Raw genomic sequence first — 18607 nt, 5'->3', positions numbered from 1 at the left:
CTGAAAATCGGAAGGTCGGCGGTTCGACCCCGCCCCTGGCCACCAAGCCTCTCGCCGGGCTTTGAGCACCGCCCACCTGCGGAAACGCACGGTGGGCGTTTTGCTGTCCGGACATGGCTCACCCCGGGGATGAGATCAACGGCTGTTCACCACACCTGCTTCGCCACGGCGAAGGCGTAGGCCGCGAGCAGGTACTCGTCCGTGATCTCACCGTCGGCGATCATGCGGGCCAGTTCGGCCGGCCTGACCAGTTTGATCTCGTCGAGGCCCTCTCCCGTGGCGTCGTCGGTCATGACCTCGGGCAGATCGGCCGCGTTCAGCCTCGCCAGGTAGATCTCGTCGTTGTTTCCGTCCGCGGTGATACGGCCGAGCAGTTCGACTTTGTCCACCGCGACGCCGACCTCCTCCCGCAGCTCCCGGGTAGCGGTCGTCGCACCGTCGTCACCAGGTTCGGCGAAGCCGCGCGGGATCTCCCACTGCCAGCCCCGCGAGGCGTGCCGGAAGTGCCAGGCGAGCAGGATCCGGCCGTCGGTCAGCATGGGCATGACTGCTGCGCCGGTGCCCACCGTGGCACCGAGGAGCCGGATGTACGGCCGCACCGACCCGTCACGGAAGCGGACCGCGTCGCGCACGGCGATGACGAAGGCGTCCTCGTAGACGACCCCGATGTCGCCGAACTCCTCGGGACGCCCTGCTTCGCGCAGGCGCCTCGCCATTTCGTCCGCGACCGCGAGCTGCACGGTGCGGTCGAAGACGATCTCGAAGGCGGCGCCGGGTGGGTTGACGAACGATTCGGGGCGCTCGCCGCGCAGTTCGTCGTAGCGGTCGAGCCGCTGGCCGCGCCGGCTGCCGGCCGGCGTCACAGCGTCTCCGGAGCGGAAGCGGGCAGCAAGCCACGCAGCAGGGCCCGGGTGTACGCGGTGATCGTGAACCCGTCGGTGATCTCCTCGTCCCGGATCATCCGCCCGAGCTCGCCGGGAGAGACGATCCGGATCGCGTCGATGCCCTCCTCCTGGTCGGCCGCGGACGGCGGGTCGCTCACCTCGGCGTAGAAGAGTCGCACCGGGCTGCCCATCGCACCGCTGTCCGGATAAACCTCGCCGAGGTCGTGCAGCGCCGTGGCGCTCACGCCGATCTCCTCCAACAGCTCGCGTCGCGCGTCGTCGACCGGGTCGGAGCCGGGCATACCGAAGCCGCGCGGAATTTCCAGGTGCCAGGTCCGCGTGCTGTGCCGGAAGTGATGCACCAGCACGATCCCCTCGCCGACCTGCGGGAGGATCACCACGCCGATCGCGTTACCTGCGCTGATCACTCGCGAATACGTGCCGAGGCTCCCCGCGGGAGTTCGTACGGCGTCGCGGACGACCATGAAGAACGGGTCCGCGTAGACGACACCGGTCTCGGCCATGAAAGCGGGCATGCCGGCTTCGGCGAGGTCCGTGGCCCGGGCTTCCTCGGCGGCCCGTACCTCGACGGGCTCGGTGAGGATCTCGAACGCGGCACCGGGCGGATTGGCGAACAGTGCGGGGTGGGACTCCCGAAGGTTTGCGTACATCGACCGACGTAGTGCCTCGTCCACGAAGCGTCCTCCAGCAGGTGCGGGTTGGTTGACACGCTAACCCACAGGTCACTTGGGCCGGCATCACTCCGTCGTGAAGCGGTCTCCGCTGTCGCGTTCGGACCGTCACCAGGTGATCATGGGAATACGCCGCGTCACCCTCCCGGATGGATGAAAGTGGACGTTCGCTCCTTCTGGTGACGAGCCGGGGCCGCTACCTTGACCGCTCCGGATCACGGCGTCGCGAGGTGGGCATGTACAGCGATCGCATCAGGGACTTCGCCAACGAGTTCGACATCGAGGACTTGATCCTCCGGTACGACGTGGACTTCGATGTTCCGCTCCGGCACGAGTACGCCCTGGGCATCCTGCGCATGGTGGACGCGTTCCGGCCCGTCGCGGATCGCGGTCTGCCCGAGCTGGCCCGCCGGGTCGGCGCGCACTGGTGCGACATCGTCCGGTCGGATCTGACCTACGACCATTGGGCTGCGCTGCGCATGATCGAAGCCTCCCAGGACGACGCCGAGGCTCTCCGGGCGGCTGTGCAGAACGCCCGGCGGGTCGACGAGTTCGCCGCCTACGCCACCGTGCGCTGGCACGACGTGACCGGCAAGATCAGATATCGGCTCGGCAGCTACACCCGGGCCCGCATGGCGTTCGAGACCGCCGTGGCCGTGGCGGAACAGCATCGGCTCTGGTGGTGCCTGCCCGATCTGCGCAGCAACGTCAACCGGGGTCGTTACGAGGAGTCGAGGCAGAGCGGCGAGCCGGCGGTCACCAAGCTGATCAGCGATCTGCGGGCCGAGCGTGAACGCATCCTGGCGGATGCCCTCTACTACGGCGTGACGATCGGCGACATCGACCCTGAGGCCCGGCCCCGGCATCGCGAGTATCTCCGCGGCTACTCCAGTGTCCTGCACAATCTTGCGCTCGCCCTCAAGGACCTGGCGAAGCGGGAGCAGTCCCGGGAGGCCGCCGAGGAGTCGTTGGCGATCTCCGAGGAGTCGATCCGCGTCTCCTATGTGCTGGACGACCACTTCCGCATCTACCAGTCGCTGAACCACCAGGCGCTGGTGGACGAGGAGCGGGCCCACGGGCTGTTCCTCGATCTCTCCCACGGCCGCTATCCGCGCGGCCAGCTGATCGCCCGGCAGCACCTCGCAATCCGCAGAGGGGGCGTCGAGGGCGCGCACGAGCTGCGCAAGCTCCTGGAGGAATTCATCGTCCAGGCGCGGGCGAACGGAGGCACCGGGCTCGACATCCACGTGGCCGCCTACACCGTCGACGAGTACGCCAAACTCGTGGCGACGCTTCCAGCGGATCTCGATCCGGCCGTGCGGACGGAGCTGATCGAGGACGTGGCCGAGAAGCGGTTCATGATGGCCGAGTCGATCCGCCGCGCGGTGGCGATGCCGGCGTACAAGCAGGCGTACTCGCGGACGATCCGGCCGAGCTACCTGGAGCGGATCGCGAACCGCATCGCGTCGTCGTCGACCACCGGGCCGTCCGCGGTCTCCTCCGCCGTCGTCGGGCCGGCCGAGGAGGCGTTCGGGTTGGTCGAGGCGTCGTCGGCGCGTGAGCTGCTCGACATGCTCTCCACCGCGGCGCTCCCTCAGCTCCCTTCCCTGCCGTCGTCAGCCGAGGACTCATCGAAGCGCGATGTACCCGCTGCGGCCGAGACCGCGTTCGAGGCGGAAGGGGAGGCCGGAGATATCGCCCCGGATCTGCCGGCCACTCCGACGCGGAGCCGGCGGGATGCTGTTCGGCGCGGCACGGTCCGGCGTGCGCAGGGCGCGACCGAGGAGGCGATCCGGTCGGAGCTCGCGCGCCGGGAGACCGAGTTCGAGGAGGCCTTTCTCCATCACCCGCTCGAGGCAGCTCCGCAGGACCCTGAGATCGCCCACCGAGTCCGGATGTTCACGGTGAACAACCCCGACACCTGCGTGGTGCGGTACTTCACCTACGGGCCGGCTCAGCCGGAGTCGCTGGGCGCCTTCATCTTCCGCAACGGCGACATGCAGCACGTGGCTGACATCCCCTATCGGGATGTCGAGCGTCTGGCCAAGGAGCTGAAGACGGACCGGGCGCCGTCAAAGGAGCAGTGCGAGGCGATCTGGAACGTCCTCGTCGGGCCGATGTGGAACTTCATCCGAAGGCCCACCGAGCCGGGTCACCTTGTGCTGATTCCCACCGACGATCTCTTCGCCATCCCGCTCCACCTCGCGTGGGAGCCGGGTACCACGGCCCCGCTGGCCGCCCGGGTGCCCACGTCGCAGTCGGTGAGCGCCACCGCGTTCGTCAGCCGGGGCCGCAGCTTCCTGCGACGGCAGCCCGTGAGCGTCGACGACGACCTGGCCGCCATCGTGGTCGCCGATGAGAACGCGATGGCCGGGCGCCTCGGTGTCGCCGGCGGGGAGCTGCTCCATACCGGTTGGCAGGAGGACCGCATGGTCATCCTGGGCGACCGGCCGGCGGCCCTGCGCGGGGTCGAGCGGCACTTCCCCGCTGATATGGAGGGCATCCGGCAGATCACGCTGGCCAAGCCGGAATTCTTGATCTATGCCGGTCATGGCGGCTACAACCCGCACTTCCGCCAGCTCGGGCCCTACCTCGATCTGCGCGGAACGTACCTGACGCAGTACGACCTGGCTCTGCGGCTGCGACTGCCCCGCAACAAGCTGACCATCCTCGGCGCGTGCCTGGCGGGGCTGGGTGCGAAGACCGACAGCGGCGAGGTGTCCGGTTTCCTGCGCTCGTTGATCGCCACCGGCGCCGGTGTCGTCGGTATGCCACTGTGGAGTGTCGAGGACGGGGCAATGGTCCGAACGGTTCGGGCGCTGCTGTCCGCGAGCCGCCATGCCGTGGCTTCCGGGGCGGGCGTCTTCGATCCGGTGCAGGTCCTGCACGAGCGGTACCGGGACCTGTCGAGCCGGCTCCGTCACCCCGAGGTGCTGCTCGAGCAGTTGCCGCTGAGCCTCTACCTCTGAAGGGAAACATCGTGATCGAGGGACCGGACGACGTCTCCCGGCTGCTCACCGAGCTGGCTGGTGCTCGCCTGCCGGATGCGGACTGGTCGGAGGCGCGGGAGATCGCGGCCGAGGTCGCTGCCGAGCTGGAGGGCGCCGGTGACTTCGAGCTGATCGTGATGCGGCTGGAACACCTGCTCGCACTGCGCCGGCTCGGGGGCAAGGCCAATCCGCGCATGGACGACGAGAACGCGCGGGAGGCCGACGACGCGTTCCAGGAGGTTCTGCTCCGCCTGATCTTCCGTACGAAACGCGCCGGCGGTGGCGAGGAATACCAGGAATCGGCGGCCCCGTGAGACCACCGCTGACCCGGCCCGCCCTCGTGCTGCATGCGTTCTTCCCGGCCCGACAGGTGATCGGGAGTCGCAGTTCGCACGCCCGCGACGCAGTGGATGCGGTCTGGGGGTGGGCGTCCGAGAACGGCTACACGGAGAAGGTCGGTGGCTGGGACACCGACCTCACCTTTCCGGAGGAGCTGAGCGAGCATCATTCGCTGAAGGTGCTCGCGGCGAGGGCTCGGCCGACCCCCGGCGGGTCTCGCGAACTCCTGGTGTACCAGGTGCACGACGTTCTGGTCGTCAGTTCGGTGCACGCGTTCCACAGCCGGCTCCGGAACTGGCCCCAGTTCGACGATCAGTGGTTGACGCACCTCGAAGGTCTCGGGGAAGAGCATCTGATCGGTGCGGCTCGCGTCTACTGCAGTGTGGTCGGCGGCCGGCTCGAGCGGGCCGGAGGGCTCGCCGACGGGTTGACGAACCGCCGCCCCGCGGTCCGTCCTGGTCTGGCCTGGCGTCCCACCGACAAGATGCTCGTGTACGAGCTGGCCCGCTCGGGATTGGCGGCACCACGCCGGCTGCTCGCGGTGGCGAAGGAGGAGCCGACCCTGGACGAATGGCTCTGGACGAGCCCGGGATCGGGTCTGCCGTCGTTCACCCGCTATCTCCTGCAGGCGGCCCGGCTCCGCAACCTGAGTGTGGTGCTGCGGACCCTCAGGCCGGGCTTCCGCGAGACCGTACGCCGGGTCGAGGAGCAGTGCCGAGCAGTGGAAACCGTGATCGGGGACCGCGGTGTGCCGCTCGAGCAGATCCTCGCGGCAGAACGCGGCCTGGTGCGGCTGAACATCGACCAGGGTGGTCTCGTCGAGCAACTCACGACGCTGCGCTCGATGATCCGTTCCGTGGAGGCGATCCAGCACAACCTGGAGACGGTCGGAGCGACCGGTCGCGTGGGCGCCGCCGACAGCCGGATCGGCCGCTGGGCGCTCGAACAACTGCGGACCGAGGATGCTTACCTCTCGGCGGCCCAGGTCAAGGCCGCGGAACAGGGCCGGCTGGCAACTGCGGTGGTGACGACCAGGCTCGCGGACCGCAAAGCGAATCTGACCCTGCTGCAGACGACGATCATCGGCGCGGTGCTCATGACGCTCGCCACCATTCAGAGCCTCGAGTACGAGGTGCCCCTGCCGGGTCGCCTCCAGCCGCCTACCATCTTCCTGCTCACCGGCCTCGCGCTCGTGCTGCCCTCGGCGGTGTTGCGGTGGCCCCGCGGCGCCGCCTACGACGCGACGTGGGCCAGGATCGACGTCGGGTTCGCCGCGGTCATCGGCGCGGGTGCCGGCTGGTTCTGCACCTCCCTGGTCTCGTGGGCGACAGATGCCTTCCGCTTCCACTGGCAAGGGAGTGTCGCGCTGACTGTCGGGTTCGCGGCCGTGGGTGCCGGTCTCGGCGGTTGGATCGCCGATCGCCGGCGGAAGAAGCTGAAGATCGAAGCGGATCAGCACGACGCCCGGGCCGAGGTGAACCTGACCGTTCCGGGGTGATCCGCGAACGGCGACCGGCCGGCCACGACAAGGCCGGCCGGCCACACGTCAGGGCTGCAGGGCGACCGAGGCCCGCATGGACCCGTCCATCTCGAACGGGACCGACTCGTGTTCGTGCACGACCAGCCACCTGCCGTCGGTCTTCCGCAGGCCCAGGGTGACCCGGAACCACAGACTGAAGCTCTCCGGCTGCCCCACCGGCGTCGCCGTCAGGCGGTTCAGGCTGGTGCAGAAGGCCACCGAGCCTTCCGCCGTCACCTCCAGGTCGTGGATCTCCATGCTCATCGGCCCCTGGAAGGTCGCCAGCCACTTCTCCACCGGCGCCGGGTCGTCGCCCGCCGACGGCTGGCGCAGCGGCGGCGCCAGGTTGTACTCGATCATTGCCGGCGCGTTGTGCGCCACCATCGCCTTCGCGTCCTTGGCTGCCACCGCTGCCGCCCGCTCCAGCACCACCCGGCGAATCTCGGCCGTGTCCATGGTTCCGCCTTTCGAGGAAAAGTTCGAGGAAACAGATCTGCCCTACGACCAGAGGTAGAAGCGGCGCCGCCGGTTTCGACGTCCCCGGTGAAAGAATTTCCGGGACGTGTGGAGGCTCCGATGAAGTACCTCATCCTGATCCAGTCCAACGAGCGTTCGCTGGCCGTCTGGGAGACGCTCAGCGACGAGCAGCGCATGGAGTTCGGCCGGGGACACCTGCAGCTCACCGAGGAGATGACCAAGGCCGGTGTCTGCGTCGCCTCCGAAGGGCTCGCCGACCCGTCGCTGGCCCGCTGGGTATCGGTGCGCGACGGCCGTACCGTTGCCTCAGACGGACCGTTCGCTGAGGTCAAGGAGCACCTGGCCGGGTTCTATCTGATCGACGTCGAGGATCTCGACGAGGCGGTCAGCTGGGCGGCCAAGGTGCCCGACGCCGCTTTCACCCAGGTCGAGGTGCGACCGGTGCTGGACATGAGCGGCTGGGAATTCTGAGCGCGCCGACCGGGTGTGAGGACCTGCTGCGCGAGTGTGCGCCGCAGGTTCTCGGCGCGGTCGTGCGGCGCTTCGGCGACTTCGACACCTGCGAGGACGCGGTGCAGGAGGCGCTGCTCGCCGCGGCTCAGCAGTGGCCCGCCGAGGGCGTGCCGGCCAACCCGCGGGCTTGGCTGATCACCGTCGCCTCGCGGCGCCGGATCGAGCTGCTGCGCAACGAGACGGCCCGGCGGCGGCGCGAGGATGCGGTGCGGTACGAGCCGGAGCCCGTGCCCGCCTCGGCAGTCGACGACTCCCTCACCCTGCTGCTGCTCTGCGCCCACCCGGCCCTCAGCACCGGCTCCCAGGTGGCGCTGACCCTGCGCGCGGTCGGTGGGCTCACCACCGCCGAGATCGCCCGGGCCCTGCTCGTGCCGGAGGCGACCGTCGGGCAGCGGATCAGCCGGGCGAAGCAGAAGATCCGTGACTCGGGGGCCACGTTCAAGCTGCCCCCGCCGGACGAGCGCGAAGCGCGGCTGACCGCCGTACGTCAGGTGCTGTATCTGATCTTCAATGAGGGTTACACCGCGAGCTCCGGGGCGCGGTTGCACCGCACCGAGCTCAGCGCCGAGGCGATCCGGCTCACCCGGCTGCTGCGCTCGCAGCTGCCCGATGACGGCGAGGTGGCCGGGCTGCTCGCGTTGATGCTGCTGACCGACGCGCGGCGGCCGGCGCGCACGCTGCCCGACGGTTCCCTCGTGCCCCTGGCGGAGCAGGACCGCTCCCGCTGGGACGCGGCGGCGATCGCCGAGGGCGTCGCCCTGATCACCGCGACGCTCGCGAGTGCGCCCATCGGCCCCTATCAACTGCAGGCCGCGATCGCGGCGGTGCACGACGAGGCGACGCGCGCCGAGGACACCGACTGGCCGCAGATCCTTCAGCTGTACGGGATGCTGCACGCCCTCAGTCCCGGCCCGATGGTGCAGCTCAACCGGATCGTCGCCCTGGCCGAGGTGCACGGGCCGGTGCTGGCGCTGGCGCAGCTCGACCTGGCCGAGGACGACACGGCGCTGCGCGGGCATCACCGGCTGGCGGCGGTCCGGGCCCACCTGCTGGAGAAGTGCGGTGATCCGGGCGCTGCGCACGCCGCCTACCTGGAGGCGGCCCGGTTGACGCTGAGCGCGCCCGAGCAGCGGTACCTCCTGGCGCGGGCGGCGGCGTTAGGGTCGGCCGGTGACCATTGATCTTCGTGAGTTGACCGCCGAGGACCTCGAACTGGTGGAGTTCGCCCGGGGCATCGTCGACGCGAACACCGACGGCGAGGCCGGCGTGCACACCATGGGCGCGGCGGTCCGCGGCACGGACGGCCGGATGTACGGCGGCATCAACCTGTACCACTTCACCGGCGGGCCGTGCGCGGAGCTCGTCGCGCTCGGGCACGCCCGTGCGTCCGGGGCGCGGGAGCTGGCCACGATCGTGGCGGTGGGCAACTACGGCCGCGGACCGGTGGGTCCCTGCGGCCGCGACCGGCAGATCCTGTTCGACTACCACCCGCGGATCCGGGTGATCCTGCCGACCGGCGAAGGGGTCCGCAGCGTACGGATCCGCGATCTGATGCCGCTGGGCGCGGTCTGGACCGTCGAGGAGGGCACCCAGCCGTACGACCCCGGCGTCTTCGCCGGCTGAGCCCGCCTGCCCCTGCACCTCGATCACAACCCACGGCTACCGGCCGGGTCTCGAATGGCCCGGCCGGCACCCGATCTGTCGGGAGTCTTTGCTGGCGGAACGGGGGAGTTGGTCGTGGAATCTGCGGGGCGTAAGTCGACGGGCGCACGGCGTCTGGGCATCAAGGTCATGACCGGTGTGCTGACGGCCGGGCTGGTCGCGGGTCTCGGTGCCACGGAGGCCGCGCGGGCCCAGGTCGTCCCGGTCGCCGGGGAAGGACCGGCCGGCGCCCGTATCGCCGGCACCGGCGGAATGCGCGTCCTGCCGCTGGGTGACTCGATCACGCTCGGCACCGGATCACCGACCCGCAGCTCCTACCGGATGGCCCTGGCCCAGCGCCTGCTCCGCGGCGGCATGCAGATCAACTACGTCGGTTCGCAGGCCAACGGCTCCGGCGGCGACACCCGGCACGAGGGCCACGGCGGCTGGGACATCGACGAGATGGCCACCGAGGTCGACGGCTGGCTGGCCGACGCCCGGCCGGACATCGTCCTGCTGCACGCCGGCACCAACAACATCACCAAGGGCGACGGGCCGTACGAGACGAACCGCAAGCTCTCGGCGCTCATCGACCAGATCCGGGCCGCGCGCCCGGCGGCCTTCATCTTCGTCGCGCAGATCATCGGCTCGCGGGTGCCGTGGGAGCTCGCCGACGACCGGATCTACAACCGGCTCATCCCCGGCATGGTCGCCGCCAAGCAGGACCCGCTGATCACCGTGGTGGACCAGTCCACGGTCGGCGGCATCGACCTGCACGACCTGCACCACCCGAACGACTTCGGCTACTCGAAGATGGCCTGGAACTTCTACCGCGCGATGTCCCGGGTGTTCCACACCTCCGGCGACACCGGCCCGAACCCGTACGCGATGCAGTCGACCCGCCGCTGCCTCGCCGCCAAGGTCGTGCAGGACGGGGAGGTGCGGCACCGCACCGAGTGCCGTATCTGGAAGTTGCGGACCGTCACCCGGAAGATCGACGGCGAGACCCGCCGGCTGCGCACGTGGCAGACGCTGCGCACGGTGAAGCAGGCCTACCGGGTGCGGGTCGGCGGCAAGATGCGCACGCGTACGCGGCTGGTCAGCAAGTGGACCGGGCCGGGCAACCTGGCGACGCTCTAACCGTTGAAGAGGGTCAGCACGCCGGAGACGTCCAGGACCCGGTGCACCAGGCCGTGGGCGTTGACGATCCGCAGCGGCACGCCCGCCTCGCGACCGGCGTTGAGGCCCTCGATCAGCGCGCCCATCGCCTCGCTGTCCAGGAACACCGCGTCGTCGAAGTCGACGACAACCTCGGCGGGCGCTGAGCGCACGGCTTCCAGGAGCGCGGCGCGCATCTCGTCGCGGGCATTGATGTCGAAGTCGCCGGCCAGCCGGACGACAGCGGCCTCGCGGACGATCTGGTAACTCGGCTGGGTCACGGACACCTCTGACGGTTTACGAATCCCGTGATCATAAGTCAGCTGGGGACCGGGAACTCCGCCCACACATGCTTGGTGTGATCCTCGATGTACCAGCCCAGATCGAGGGCGAACTTCTTGGCCAGGTACAGGCCGAGTCCACCCGCTCCGGGCGGCCGGTCGTCGGCGTACTGTGGCACCGTCTCGGGGCTGTGGTCCGCGACGTCCAGCACGAAGACCTGGTCGTGCCGGCCCAGCCGCACGATGGTCGGCGGCAGGCCGTGCCGCAGGGCGTTGGTGGCCAGCTCGGTGGCGACGAGCACGACCTTCTCCGGGACCTCGTCCAGCTCGGCACCCGCCGGCAGCGGCTGACCGGTGATCGCCTCGTGCAGCGAGGCCCGCAGGCTGCGCAGCTGCACCGGGCTGTCCAGGACCCACTTGTGCAGCTCCGTCATGGCGGGCGGGGACTGTGCGCTCAGGAAGGGCATGAGTGAATGGTGCCCAGCGAGGGCCCCGATCATGTGCGATTTCACCCACGCGCGGACGGGCCCGGGCGTGCGGGATCGGCCCAGTTTGACCTTTCTTGCAGTGTGCGTCGGGGCCTGGCGCCGCGGGCGTGCGTTCCGTACAGCTAACCGGGAACAAAGTTCACGGGAGGAACGACGTGCCGAAGTTCAAGAGCGCGGAGGAACAGGCGGCCTGGACGATGGCGGAGGCGCTGAGCGAGAAGGGCTTCTCCTGCATGCGCCAGGCGGAGGAGGCCGCGGAGAATTTCCGGTCGGGCAAGATGCAGATGCGCCGCAATTTCAAGGCACGCGGCCTGTCCGAGGTCGACGCGGACATCCGCTGGTCCGGCATGACGGCGGCCAAGAAGGCCCTGGGCGACAACGCCTGGTACATGTCCCAGGCCACGATGTACAACGAGGCCGCTGCCGCCCAGTACGCCAAGGCGCTGTATCTGAAGCAGAGCGACGATGGCTGAGGCGCCGCCGGCTCAGGCCGGCAGGCCGGTGCCGCCGAGGTCGGCTGTCCGGCCCGCGGCGTAACCCTGCCGGCGGCCGGAACCGGCCAGCCGCCGGGGCCCGAGCCGGATGAGATTCGGGTACGTCTCGTCGCGCCGCCGGTCGACCAACTCGGTCCGGTCCACCAGCACCAGCTCGGCCCCGGGCGCGTCCGCGGCCGCCGCGCGTTCCGCCTCGGTCAGCCGGGCCCGGACCGCCTCGGTGAAGCCCACCAGCCACGACCGCCGGAACGCGGCCGGGTGGTCGAAGCTCGGCACCTCGGTAGCGGCCAGGCCGTGCGCCGCCTGCACCAGCAGGGAGGTGAAGAGCAGCTCGACGCGTTCCAGGTCGGCGGCGTGCCCGAAGAGGTGGATCCGCGCCGTGCTGCGCCGTTCCAGGTAGACGACCCGGCAGCGCAGCGCCACGGCCACCGCGCCGAGCAGGCCGGCTTTGTCGCGGGCGTACGGCGCCAGCACAGTCACCACCCTGTCCCCCACCGGGTCCAGGGCCGGATCGGTCCCGGCCAGCAGCGCCTGGTCGACGCCGTACTTGGCGATGAGCTCGGCCGCCTTGGCGGTGAACGCCTCGGCCTCAGCCGGGGTGCACGCGGGATCCTCGGCCTTGGCGAGCAGCTTGCGGACCCGGGCGAGCAGCGGATCGTCGCTCATGCCGCCCGGTGCCGCAGGGTGGCCACCGTCGAACCGGCCAGCGCGAGCAGGCAGTCCGGGAGCTGGCCGTCGGCGATGGCCGCGCCGAAGAGGGCCTCGCCGGTGGAGATGTCGCCGTTGACGTACGCGCTGACGAACCGGGCGACCCAGCGCTTGTCGTACCGCGCGTCGTCGATCCCGGGGAAGTCGAGGGTCCAGGCGCCGCCTCTGGGCACGTTCTGTCCGACCATCGTCGCAGCGAGACACCACGCCACGTCGTACGCCCCCACGACGCCCGAGCGGTCGACCACGGCGTCGAAGGTGCCCACCACAGCGTCGCTGTCGCCGCTGAGCGCGCAGTCGAGCACCTGCGTCGCGTCGTCCAGGGCGTGCTGTGGTATGTCCGTCACGAGGAAAAAGGTACGCGGATGCGTCAAGAAATGCCGCTCAGGGAGCGATCCTGCAGGGGTTTTCCACCGCGGGCCGGACTCAGGCGCCACGCAGCAGGCAGGTGAGGCGGGCGGTGCACACCCGGTCGCCGTCCTCGTCGGTGATGACGATCTCGTAGGTGACCGCCGTGCGGCCGCGGTGCACCGGCGTCGCGACCCCGGTGACCGTCCCGGAGCGAAGCCCCTTGTGATGCGTGGCATTGATGTCGACGCCGACCGCGAACGGCCGATCCACGGTCGCGCCGTGCAGCACCGCCCCGACCGAGCCGAGCGTCTCGGCGAGCACGCAGGACGCTCCGCCGTGCAGCAGACCGTACGGCTGGGTGTTGCCCTCGACCGGCATCGTCGCGACCACCCGTTCGGGTGTCGCCTCGGTGATCTGGATGCCCATGCGCTCGCCCAGGGCTCCCCCGCCCCCGCTGCCGAAGAGCTGCTGCATGCCGTCCGCCGCTGTAGTCACGCCGGGCTACGTTACCGGTGAGTTCCGGACCAGCCAGCGACATCGGTCACACCGTTGGCGGTGGATCTCTATCGTCGGGCCGGTCCGGGTCGCGAGGGGGGCACCCGGGCCCTACGTTGGTCAGATCCGCTGCGACGCATCACCTGAGGAGACACCATGAGCGAGCCCGAGGAGATCGTCGAGACCCGCGGCGACGACCGCGTCGACCTGCTGGCGACCGACACGAACGGCGACGGCAAGCCGGACGTCTGGGTCGCCGACACCGACGGCGACGGCAAGGCCGACCTGTTCCAGTTCGACACCGACGGCGACGGCCTGGTCGACATCACGATGGCCGACCTCGACCAGGACGGCACGCCGGACACGATCGTCGACGGCGACGGGGGCCACCCGCCGACCGTCTGAGCGACGGCGGCCGGCCCGGCCGCCGTCAGCCGCCGCCGAGCGTGCTGATCGCGGCCCACAGCACCGCGATGGCGAGGGCCGTGGTGAAGACCGCCGAGGCGGTACGCCGCCACGGGCCCTTGCCGTCGGGTGCGACAGCCTCCGGGTGACCGAGGGCGGCGAGGATGCGACGCTGCCGGCGGGCCTCGCGTTGCCACGGACCCAGGTCGGTGGTGCCGCGGCTGAGCTCGACCGCCAGCCGGGCCTGCGCGCGTTGCAACCGCCGTACCGCCGCCCGGGCCCGCAGGCCGGCCCGGGTCCGCGCGTGCCAGCGGGCAGTGGCCCGCCGCGACCCGGATTTGAGGGCCTCCAGCTCGGCCGGGGTGATCAGCTCATGGTCGTCGAGCTTGGCCAGCTGCACGGCGTAGTAGTCGGCCTCCCGGTCGTGGGCGGCCCGGACGAGCAGCAGGACCAGCAGCAACGGCGGCAGCCCCTTGCAGACCAGCACGGCGAGCAGGGCCAGCGCGCCGTTGCCGAGGCCGTCGCGCAACAGCGGCGAGTTCCACAGGAAGTGCGAGGCCCACGCGCCGAAGACGGCCAGCATGGCGACTCCGAGCCGGATCCGCCACGGTCGGTCGGCGCGCACGACAAGGTAGCCGATGCCGGCGCCGGCCAGCGCGCCGAAGAGCGTGTGGCTCCACACCCCGGAGAGGAAGCCGCGCAGCAGGAACGTGGTGATCACCGGCTCGATGTGGTCGCCGCGGCCGGCCAGCGCGACGGCGCCCAGCGCGTACACGATGTCCTCGATGATCTGGAAGCCCAGCCCCACCATCGCGCCGTAGACCACGCCGTCGAGCACGCTGTTGACCTGGGCCCGGGCCACCAGCACGATCGCGACCACGCCGAGGGTCTTGGCGATCTCCTCGACCGTCGGGCCGGCCAGCGCGGCGCCCCAGTCGGCGGCCAGGTGCGGCGAGCCCAGCTTGGCGACCAGATCGTCGAGGGCCGCGCTGCCCGGGATCGACACGGTCGTGGCCACCAGGCCACCCCAGGCGCAGGCCAGCGCGAGCAGGGCGGGCGGCTCCCGCTCGAGGAAGTCCAGCTCCCTGAGGACGAACCAGAACGGTACGGCGAGCAGCGCGAACAGCCCGATCGCGGTCAGCGTGGCCAGCGGGTACGTGCCCAGGAAACGTCCCGCGACCAGTGCCATCCGGACGCCCCCGGCCGCCACCAGCGCGAGCACGATCCAGAAGGCGGGCAGCCGGATCAGCCCCGCGCCGGGATCGGCGCCGGGTTGTACGGGCGCGGTGCGGTCGCTGCGCAAGCGGGACTCCGCCGTCATCCGGTGTCGGCCGGGTCGTAGCGCAGGGTCCGGGTGCTCGCGTCGATCGCCGGCAGGGTGCGGCCCAGATCCAGGTCGGCGCCGCTGACGGTGACCTCGATGGTGCGACCGCCGGCGACGAAGACGGCGTACCGGCCGCCACGGCCCGGCGCGGTGTAGCCGCCCTGCAGACCGGCCAGGCCGGAGCCGGTGGCGACGGTCAGCTCGGTGCCGGTGACCTGGTAGCCGGGGGTGCCGGTGATCCGCTGGCGCAGCCCGTTCGCCGCGGTCGCCAGGTCACCCTCGAAGCGCCGGACGGTGATCAGGTAGCGCACCGGACCGAGCCGGAACAGGGCCGTGCCGGCGTCGTCGGTGGGCCGGGTCCCGGTGACGTCGATGCGTGATCCGGGCGGCGGGACGACCGTGACGCCACCGCCGATCGCGTACGGGCGGTCGGTCGGGACCGGGCGGTCGGCGGGCAGTGCCCGGTCGAGGGCGGGCAGCCCGACACCGAGTCCGGCGAGGGCCAGGACGAGGCTGAGCGCACCGAGGAGGTTCATCAGCTGACGCCGAGTAACCCACCCCATCTCAATACGCTAACCGGCGACTCCCAGGGTCTCTCGGTTGAGTGCGTTTTGTCTGTTTATTCCGAACGTTCGCGAATGAACCCCGCAGGGACCGCGGCGGTCAACCAGACACCGTTCTGGCTGCGGTGGAACACGTGTCCGGCCGCGGCCATGGCCCCCGCCTCCACCTCGAGGACGACCACGTTCGTGGCCCGGCGCCGGCCGACCACCAGGGCGGTCGCCACGTCGGGTGAGAGGTGCACGTGCTGGCGGCTGCGCGGGCGCAGACCTTCCCGCAGGATCGGAGCCAGGTTGGCGCGAGGCGTGCCGTGGAAGAGGACCGCGGGCGGCTCGACCGGTGGCAGACCGAGATCGACGTGCACCCGCCGCGAGTGCCCCTGCTGGGCCCGGATGCGTTCGACGCCGTCGGCACCCGGGGTGATCGCGAACCGGGACTTGTCGTTGTGCTCCACCACGACGTCGAGCTCGTCCCGGGAGATCCGCAGCGCGGCGAGCAGCTCCGCGACCGGCACCCAGCCGTTCGCGTCGAGGGTGAGCCCGGCTGTCTCGGGCCGGTGCCGCAGCACGAGCGACAGCCGTTTGCTGAGCCGGACCTGCTCGCGGGTCAGCACCGTGCTCATGGTCGCAGCTCCATGACCGCAAGGTAGTAAGGCCGGTCCTCGGTGTCGACGGATTTGAGCCGCCACCGGGTGCCGGCCAGCAGCCCGTCGAGCTCCTCGACCGAGCAGTTGAGGTAGTCGAACCACTCCGTCGCCAGCAGGCGGTAACGCAGCCGCAGGCGCAGCTGGCCACCGAGCCGTCCCCGGTCCCGGTTGCGCTGGTGGTAGGCCATGTGCACGGGATCCGTGGTGCCGTACGGGTCGGTGCCCTGGGCGATGATCCGGGCGCCCGGCCGGGCCAGCTCGGCCAGCGCGGCGAGGAAGGCCGGGGCCCGCTCCGGCCCCTCGATCAGCCCCAGGTTGTTGCCGAGCAGCAGGAACGTGTCGTAGCGGGCAGCCGAGCGGGCGTACGCGTCGACGGTGTTGAGCACCGTGTCCCGCAGTCCCCGCTTGCGCGCCACCTCGATCGCCCCGGCCGAGGTGTCCAGCCCGGTGACCGCCGTGCCGCGCTGCTGCAGTTCCAGCGCCGTACGCCCGGCCCCGGCCCCGATGTCCAGCGCCGCGCCGCGGACCAGGCGCAGCGCCCGGTGGTCGTGCGGCTGCCAGTCGGCCGGCGCGGCCAGGTAGTGCTCCGCGGGCGCGCCGTTGATCAGTCCGTCGTCGCGTTCGATGATCTCGATGACCGGCCGCGGCACCCGGCCGCCGGCCAGGGGTCGTGGCCCGATCCCGGTGTGCACCGCGTAGGCGTCCCGGATCATCTCGCCGAACACGTCGCCGATAACAGGTTGATCCATTGCCACTACTCTTGGTCCATGGCGACGTTCGAGCAACTCGGCGCGGAGAAGTACGTCCTTCTGACGACGTTCCGCCGCGACGGCCGGGCTGTGCCGACCCCGCTGTGGGTCGTGCCCGACGGCCCCGGACTGGCGTTCTGGACGCCGGCCGGCACCGGCAAGGTCAAGCGGATCCGCAACAGCGGCCGGGTGACCGTGGCGGCCTGCGACGTGCGGGGCAACGTCCGGGGCGCCGCGATCGAGGCCGAGGCGCGCATCGGCGACGCGGCCGACCTGCACCGGGTCACCCAGGGGCTCAAGCGCAAGTACGGCCTGATGGGCCGGTTGTCTCTGCTGGGCAGCAAGCTGCGCCGCGGCGCGGACGGCACTCTCGCCATCCTCGTCTCCTGAGCGCGGAGTCTCCTCAGCGCGACCTCGGTCGGAAGACGAAGAAGGGGCGACTGCCGGCCTGGCATTCGCCCCTTTATCGATCTCTCGGTCGACTGCGGTTTCAGTCGCCCTGACGCTGCGTGGGGATCTGCCCCTGCAGCAGGGCGCGAACCTCCGACTCACGGTAGCGACGGTGCCCGCCCAGGGTGCGAATTGCGCTGAGCTTGCCCGCCTTGGCCCACCGGGTGACGGTTTTCGGGTCGACACGGAACATCGACGCCACCTCGGCCGGCGTGAGTAGCGGCTCAGGATCATGCGTACGCGATGCCATCGGTCACTCCTCCACAGGTACCTAAAGACATCGGCCGGGGTCCCGCCGGCCGGTGCGTCTCTCATGGTCCGGCTAGTCCCCGATGTCCGACATGGGCCGAACGGCCGAACGTCCCTAGATAGACGGTTGAAGCATGCCCGATTTTTACCTGTTTTCTACGCCAGAAAGTGTCTTGTTTGGACCGATTATCACGCTTCGCGGGACGGCGATCACGAAGAGTGTTCGCCTAGAGAGCGCTTCCCAGCACGGTAATCCGTGCCCGTTCGTCCCATATTCCCTGGTCAGACGGTCACAAACGTCGATCAGTTGCAGCGTTCGAGCAACTGCACCGCGCGCCACCGGGCGACGAGCTTCTCGTAGGCCTCCGTCGCTGCGTCCGCGTCACCGCGCGACAGTGCCGAGACACCGGCCGCCACCAGGCCCGGGGAGTCGTCCTCGGCCAGGGATTCCGCACTGAGCAGCCCGGTCAGGCCGCCGTAGTCGAGCTCGACGATCGACCGGGGATGGAACTCCTCCAGCCACCGCGTGCCCTCCTCCACCGCCTCGGTGATCGGGGCGTCGCCCAGCGACTTGCGCAGCACCGAGACGGCACGGTGGGCGCGGCGGCGGGCCTTGGAGATCTCCGTGCGGTAGCGCAGCGTGCGCCGCCCGTCGGCCAGGCTGATCTCCCGCTCGTCCAGGTCGACGAAGACGAACCAGCGCAGCGGTACGCCCCACGTCGCAATCTGCTCGTGCACCCGGGGCACCCCGCGCTCGAGCACCTTGGCCCCGCTGCGCCAGTCCTCCACGATCGCCTTGGCCTGCCCGGCCAGCACCGGCGGCACGAAGGCGTCCGCCAGCACGCTCGGCACACCGTCGCGGGCGTTCAGTGCCGCTTCGGCGACCCGCAGGCGCAGGTTCCAGGGACAGACCAGCAGGGTGTCGCCCCATTCCAGGACGTACGCCTCGTCGGGCAGGTCGGGCAGCCGGGTCCAGCCCGCGCCCAGCGCCTCCAGGACGGCGGTGCGCTGCCGGACGGGGCCCTCGACCGGACCGAGCGCCCGGCCCTCCCGCGCATAGCGGCGCCAGAAAACCTGGCGGTCCCGGTCGAAGGCGGTCAGCGGTTCGTAAATCCGCAGGTACGACGCGAACAGTGACGGCACGCCGCCGATCCTTTCACGAGTTCGGCGGCAACCGCCCCTACCGTCGCCGC

Annotated in this window: 24 protein-coding genes; 10 read left to right on the top strand and 14 right to left on the bottom strand. The window is 70.6% G+C overall.

Features of this window, described 5'->3' with window-relative positions; genetic code table 11:
• Window positions 1–146: 146 nt before the first annotated feature.
• Together Aau02nite_RS35000 and Aau02nite_RS34995 are read right to left on the bottom strand one after the other, a co-directional pair.
• The gene (locus Aau02nite_RS35000) at window positions 147–863 is read right to left on the bottom strand and encodes an NUDIX hydrolase (RefSeq protein WP_212992899.1); all 717 of its coding nucleotides are present in this window, start codon (window positions 861–863) and stop codon (window positions 147–149) included.
• Complete coding sequence (locus Aau02nite_RS34995) at window positions 860–1555, bottom strand: NUDIX hydrolase (RefSeq protein WP_212992898.1); 696 nt, start codon at window positions 1553–1555, stop codon at window positions 860–862. The genes Aau02nite_RS35000 and Aau02nite_RS34995 overlap by 4 nt, the downstream gene beginning before the upstream one ends.
• A 257-nt stretch (window positions 1556–1812) precedes the next feature.
• Here Aau02nite_RS34995 and Aau02nite_RS34990 point away from each other — a divergent pair, with 257 nt between their 5' ends.
• From Aau02nite_RS34990 to Aau02nite_RS34980, 3 genes are read left to right on the top strand one after another with little or no spacing between them, the layout of a single operon-like run.
• Window positions 1813–4545 (top strand): CHAT domain-containing protein, encoded by a 2733-nt coding sequence (locus Aau02nite_RS34990; protein ID WP_212992897.1) that lies wholly within the window; start codon window positions 1813–1815, stop codon window positions 4543–4545.
• Between the two features lie 11 nt (window positions 4546–4556).
• Window positions 4557–4880: a hypothetical protein gene (locus Aau02nite_RS34985; protein WP_212992896.1), complete on the top strand. Its 324-nt coding sequence runs from the start codon at window positions 4557–4559 to the stop codon at window positions 4878–4880.
• Window positions 4877–6403 carry a CATRA conflict system CASPASE/TPR repeat-associated protein gene (locus Aau02nite_RS34980; protein WP_212992895.1) on the top strand — a complete coding sequence of 509 codons (1527 nt, stop codon included), beginning with the start codon at window positions 4877–4879 and terminating at the stop codon, window positions 6401–6403. The genes Aau02nite_RS34985 and Aau02nite_RS34980 overlap by 4 nt, the downstream gene beginning before the upstream one ends.
• Before the next feature lie 48 nt (window positions 6404–6451).
• On the opposite strand, the gene Aau02nite_RS34975 is transcribed toward Aau02nite_RS34980, so the two are convergent.
• The gene (locus tag Aau02nite_RS34975; RefSeq protein ID WP_212992894.1) at window positions 6452–6880 is read right to left on the bottom strand and encodes a nuclear transport factor 2 family protein; all 429 of its coding nucleotides are present in this window, start codon (window positions 6878–6880) and stop codon (window positions 6452–6454) included.
• A gap of 120 nt (window positions 6881–7000) precedes the next feature.
• On the opposite strand from Aau02nite_RS34975, the gene Aau02nite_RS34970 reads away from it, so the two are divergent.
• The 4 genes from Aau02nite_RS34970 (at window position 7001) to Aau02nite_RS34955 (ending at window position 10195) form a co-directional block, all read left to right on the top strand.
• Window positions 7001–7372: a YciI family protein gene (locus Aau02nite_RS34970; protein ID WP_212992893.1), complete on the top strand. Its 372-nt coding sequence runs from the start codon at window positions 7001–7003 to the stop codon at window positions 7370–7372.
• Window positions 7369–8595 carry an RNA polymerase sigma factor gene (locus Aau02nite_RS34965; protein ID WP_212992910.1) on the top strand — a complete coding sequence of 409 codons (1227 nt, stop codon included), beginning with the start codon at window positions 7369–7371 and terminating at the stop codon, window positions 8593–8595. The genes Aau02nite_RS34970 and Aau02nite_RS34965 overlap by 4 nt, the downstream gene beginning before the upstream one ends.
• On the top strand, window positions 8585–9037 hold the full coding sequence (locus Aau02nite_RS34960; RefSeq protein WP_212992892.1) for a cytidine deaminase family protein: 453 nt from the start codon (window positions 8585–8587) through the stop codon (window positions 9035–9037). The genes Aau02nite_RS34965 and Aau02nite_RS34960 overlap by 11 nt, the downstream gene beginning before the upstream one ends.
• A gap of 114 nt (window positions 9038–9151) precedes the next feature.
• A complete protein-coding gene (locus Aau02nite_RS34955) occupies window positions 9152–10195 on the top strand; it encodes an SGNH/GDSL hydrolase family protein (RefSeq protein ID WP_212992891.1) in 1044 nt (347 codons plus the stop codon).
• Here Aau02nite_RS34955 and Aau02nite_RS34950 read toward each other — a convergent pair.
• The gene (locus Aau02nite_RS34950; protein ID WP_212992890.1) at window positions 10192–10494 is read right to left on the bottom strand and encodes an STAS domain-containing protein; all 303 of its coding nucleotides are present in this window, start codon (window positions 10492–10494) and stop codon (window positions 10192–10194) included. The genes Aau02nite_RS34955 and Aau02nite_RS34950 overlap by 4 nt on opposite strands.
• A gap of 38 nt (window positions 10495–10532) precedes the next feature.
• Window positions 10533–10961, bottom strand: a complete 429-nt coding sequence (locus Aau02nite_RS34945; RefSeq protein ID WP_212992889.1) for an ATP-binding protein — start codon at window positions 10959–10961, stop codon at window positions 10533–10535.
• Window positions 10962–11137: 176 nt separating this feature from the next.
• Here Aau02nite_RS34945 and Aau02nite_RS34940 point away from each other — a divergent pair, with 176 nt between their 5' ends.
• On the top strand, window positions 11138–11455 hold the full coding sequence (locus Aau02nite_RS34940) for a hypothetical protein (protein WP_212992888.1): 318 nt from the start codon (window positions 11138–11140) through the stop codon (window positions 11453–11455).
• A gap of 12 nt (window positions 11456–11467) precedes the next feature.
• Here the strand turns inward: Aau02nite_RS34940 and Aau02nite_RS34935 are convergent, their stop codons facing one another.
• From Aau02nite_RS34935 to Aau02nite_RS34925, 3 genes are all read right to left on the bottom strand, one after another.
• On the bottom strand, window positions 11468–12142 hold the full coding sequence (locus Aau02nite_RS34935) for a DUF2786 domain-containing protein (RefSeq protein ID WP_212992887.1): 675 nt from the start codon (window positions 12140–12142) through the stop codon (window positions 11468–11470).
• Complete coding sequence (locus Aau02nite_RS34930) at window positions 12139–12531, bottom strand: hypothetical protein (RefSeq protein ID WP_212992886.1); 393 nt, start codon at window positions 12529–12531, stop codon at window positions 12139–12141. Before Aau02nite_RS34930 ends, Aau02nite_RS34935 begins: the two co-directional genes overlap by 4 nt.
• A 79-nt stretch (window positions 12532–12610) precedes the next feature.
• Window positions 12611–13009: a hotdog fold thioesterase gene (locus Aau02nite_RS34925; RefSeq protein ID WP_212992909.1), complete on the bottom strand. Its 399-nt coding sequence runs from the start codon at window positions 13007–13009 to the stop codon at window positions 12611–12613.
• A gap of 177 nt (window positions 13010–13186) precedes the next feature.
• Here Aau02nite_RS34925 and Aau02nite_RS34920 point away from each other — a divergent pair, with 177 nt between their 5' ends.
• Window positions 13187–13435, top strand: coding sequence for a hypothetical protein (locus Aau02nite_RS34920; protein WP_212992885.1), 249 nt, complete (start codon window positions 13187–13189; stop codon window positions 13433–13435).
• 25 nt (window positions 13436–13460) lie between these two features.
• Here Aau02nite_RS34920 and Aau02nite_RS34915 read toward each other — a convergent pair whose 3' ends face one another.
• The 4 genes from Aau02nite_RS34915 to Aau02nite_RS34900 are packed head-to-tail and all read right to left on the bottom strand — an operon-like array spanning window position 13461 to window position 16715.
• Window positions 13461–14738, bottom strand: a complete 1278-nt coding sequence (locus Aau02nite_RS34915; RefSeq protein WP_246595662.1) for a PrsW family intramembrane metalloprotease — start codon at window positions 14736–14738, stop codon at window positions 13461–13463.
• 14 nt (window positions 14739–14752) lie between these two features.
• A complete protein-coding gene (locus Aau02nite_RS34910) occupies window positions 14753–15322 on the bottom strand; it encodes a hypothetical protein (protein WP_212992883.1) in 570 nt (189 codons plus the stop codon).
• Between the two features lie 56 nt (window positions 15323–15378).
• Window positions 15379–15942: an RNA 2'-phosphotransferase gene (locus Aau02nite_RS34905; protein ID WP_212992882.1), complete on the bottom strand. Its 564-nt coding sequence runs from the start codon at window positions 15940–15942 to the stop codon at window positions 15379–15381.
• Complete coding sequence (locus tag Aau02nite_RS34900; RefSeq protein WP_212992881.1) at window positions 15939–16715, bottom strand: class I SAM-dependent methyltransferase; 777 nt, start codon at window positions 16713–16715, stop codon at window positions 15939–15941. Before Aau02nite_RS34900 ends, Aau02nite_RS34905 begins: the two co-directional genes overlap by 4 nt.
• A gap of 18 nt (window positions 16716–16733) precedes the next feature.
• Here Aau02nite_RS34900 and Aau02nite_RS34895 point away from each other — a divergent pair, with 18 nt between their 5' ends.
• A complete protein-coding gene (locus tag Aau02nite_RS34895; protein ID WP_212992880.1) occupies window positions 16734–17105 on the top strand; it encodes a PPOX class F420-dependent oxidoreductase in 372 nt (123 codons plus the stop codon).
• 100 nt (window positions 17106–17205) lie between these two features.
• On the opposite strand, the gene Aau02nite_RS34890 is transcribed toward Aau02nite_RS34895, so the two are convergent.
• Both Aau02nite_RS34890 and Aau02nite_RS34885 read right to left on the bottom strand, forming a co-directional pair.
• A complete protein-coding gene (locus Aau02nite_RS34890) occupies window positions 17206–17415 on the bottom strand; it encodes a BldC family transcriptional regulator (RefSeq protein WP_014687221.1) in 210 nt (69 codons plus the stop codon).
• A gap of 302 nt (window positions 17416–17717) precedes the next feature.
• Window positions 17718–18557 carry a DUF8083 family protein gene (locus Aau02nite_RS34885; protein ID WP_212992879.1) on the bottom strand — a complete coding sequence of 280 codons (840 nt, stop codon included), beginning with the start codon at window positions 18555–18557 and terminating at the stop codon, window positions 17718–17720.
• Window positions 18558–18607 lie beyond the last annotated feature (50 nt).

This window comes from Actinoplanes auranticolor (genome assembly GCF_018332655.1).
Lineage (GTDB): Bacteria > Actinomycetota > Actinomycetes > Mycobacteriales > Micromonosporaceae > Actinoplanes > Actinoplanes auranticolor.
Note: the sequence above shows the minus strand (reverse complement) of the source record. Positions and strands in the feature narration are given on the sequence as shown.

What these genes read in the sequence shown, in the direction of transcription:
- Aau02nite_RS34995 (WP_212992898.1), bottom strand. Translation starts at nt 1,555, where the DNA reads ATGTACGCAAACCTTCGGGAGTCCCACCCCGCACTGTTCGCCAATCCG.
- Aau02nite_RS34990 (WP_212992897.1), top strand. Translation starts at nt 1,813, where the DNA reads ATGTACAGCGATCGCATCAGGGACTTCGCCAACGAGTTCGACATCGAG.
- Aau02nite_RS34975 (WP_212992894.1), bottom strand. Translation starts at nt 6,880, where the DNA reads ATGGACACGGCCGAGATTCGCCGGGTGGTGCTGGAGCGGGCGGCAGCG.
- Aau02nite_RS34970 (WP_212992893.1), top strand. Translation starts at nt 7,001, where the DNA reads ATGAAGTACCTCATCCTGATCCAGTCCAACGAGCGTTCGCTGGCCGTC.
- Aau02nite_RS34945 (WP_212992889.1), bottom strand. Translation starts at nt 10,961, where the DNA reads ATGCCCTTCCTGAGCGCACAGTCCCCGCCCGCCATGACGGAGCTGCAC.
- Aau02nite_RS34935 (WP_212992887.1), bottom strand. Translation starts at nt 12,142, where the DNA reads ATGAGCGACGATCCGCTGCTCGCCCGGGTCCGCAAGCTGCTCGCCAAG.
- Aau02nite_RS34925 (WP_212992909.1), bottom strand. Translation starts at nt 13,009, where the DNA reads ATGCAGCAGCTCTTCGGCAGCGGGGGCGGGGGAGCCCTGGGCGAGCGC.
- Aau02nite_RS34920 (WP_212992885.1), top strand. Translation starts at nt 13,187, where the DNA reads ATGAGCGAGCCCGAGGAGATCGTCGAGACCCGCGGCGACGACCGCGTC.
- Aau02nite_RS34910 (WP_212992883.1), bottom strand. Translation starts at nt 15,322, where the DNA reads ATGGGGTGGGTTACTCGGCGTCAGCTGATGAACCTCCTCGGTGCGCTC.
- Aau02nite_RS34905 (WP_212992882.1), bottom strand. Translation starts at nt 15,942, where the DNA reads ATGAGCACGGTGCTGACCCGCGAGCAGGTCCGGCTCAGCAAACGGCTG.
- Aau02nite_RS34900 (WP_212992881.1), bottom strand. Translation starts at nt 16,715, where the DNA reads ATGGATCAACCTGTTATCGGCGACGTGTTCGGCGAGATGATCCGGGAC.
- Aau02nite_RS34895 (WP_212992880.1), top strand. Translation starts at nt 16,734, where the DNA reads ATGGCGACGTTCGAGCAACTCGGCGCGGAGAAGTACGTCCTTCTGACG.
- Aau02nite_RS34890 (WP_014687221.1), bottom strand. Translation starts at nt 17,415, where the DNA reads ATGGCATCGCGTACGCATGATCCTGAGCCGCTACTCACGCCGGCCGAG.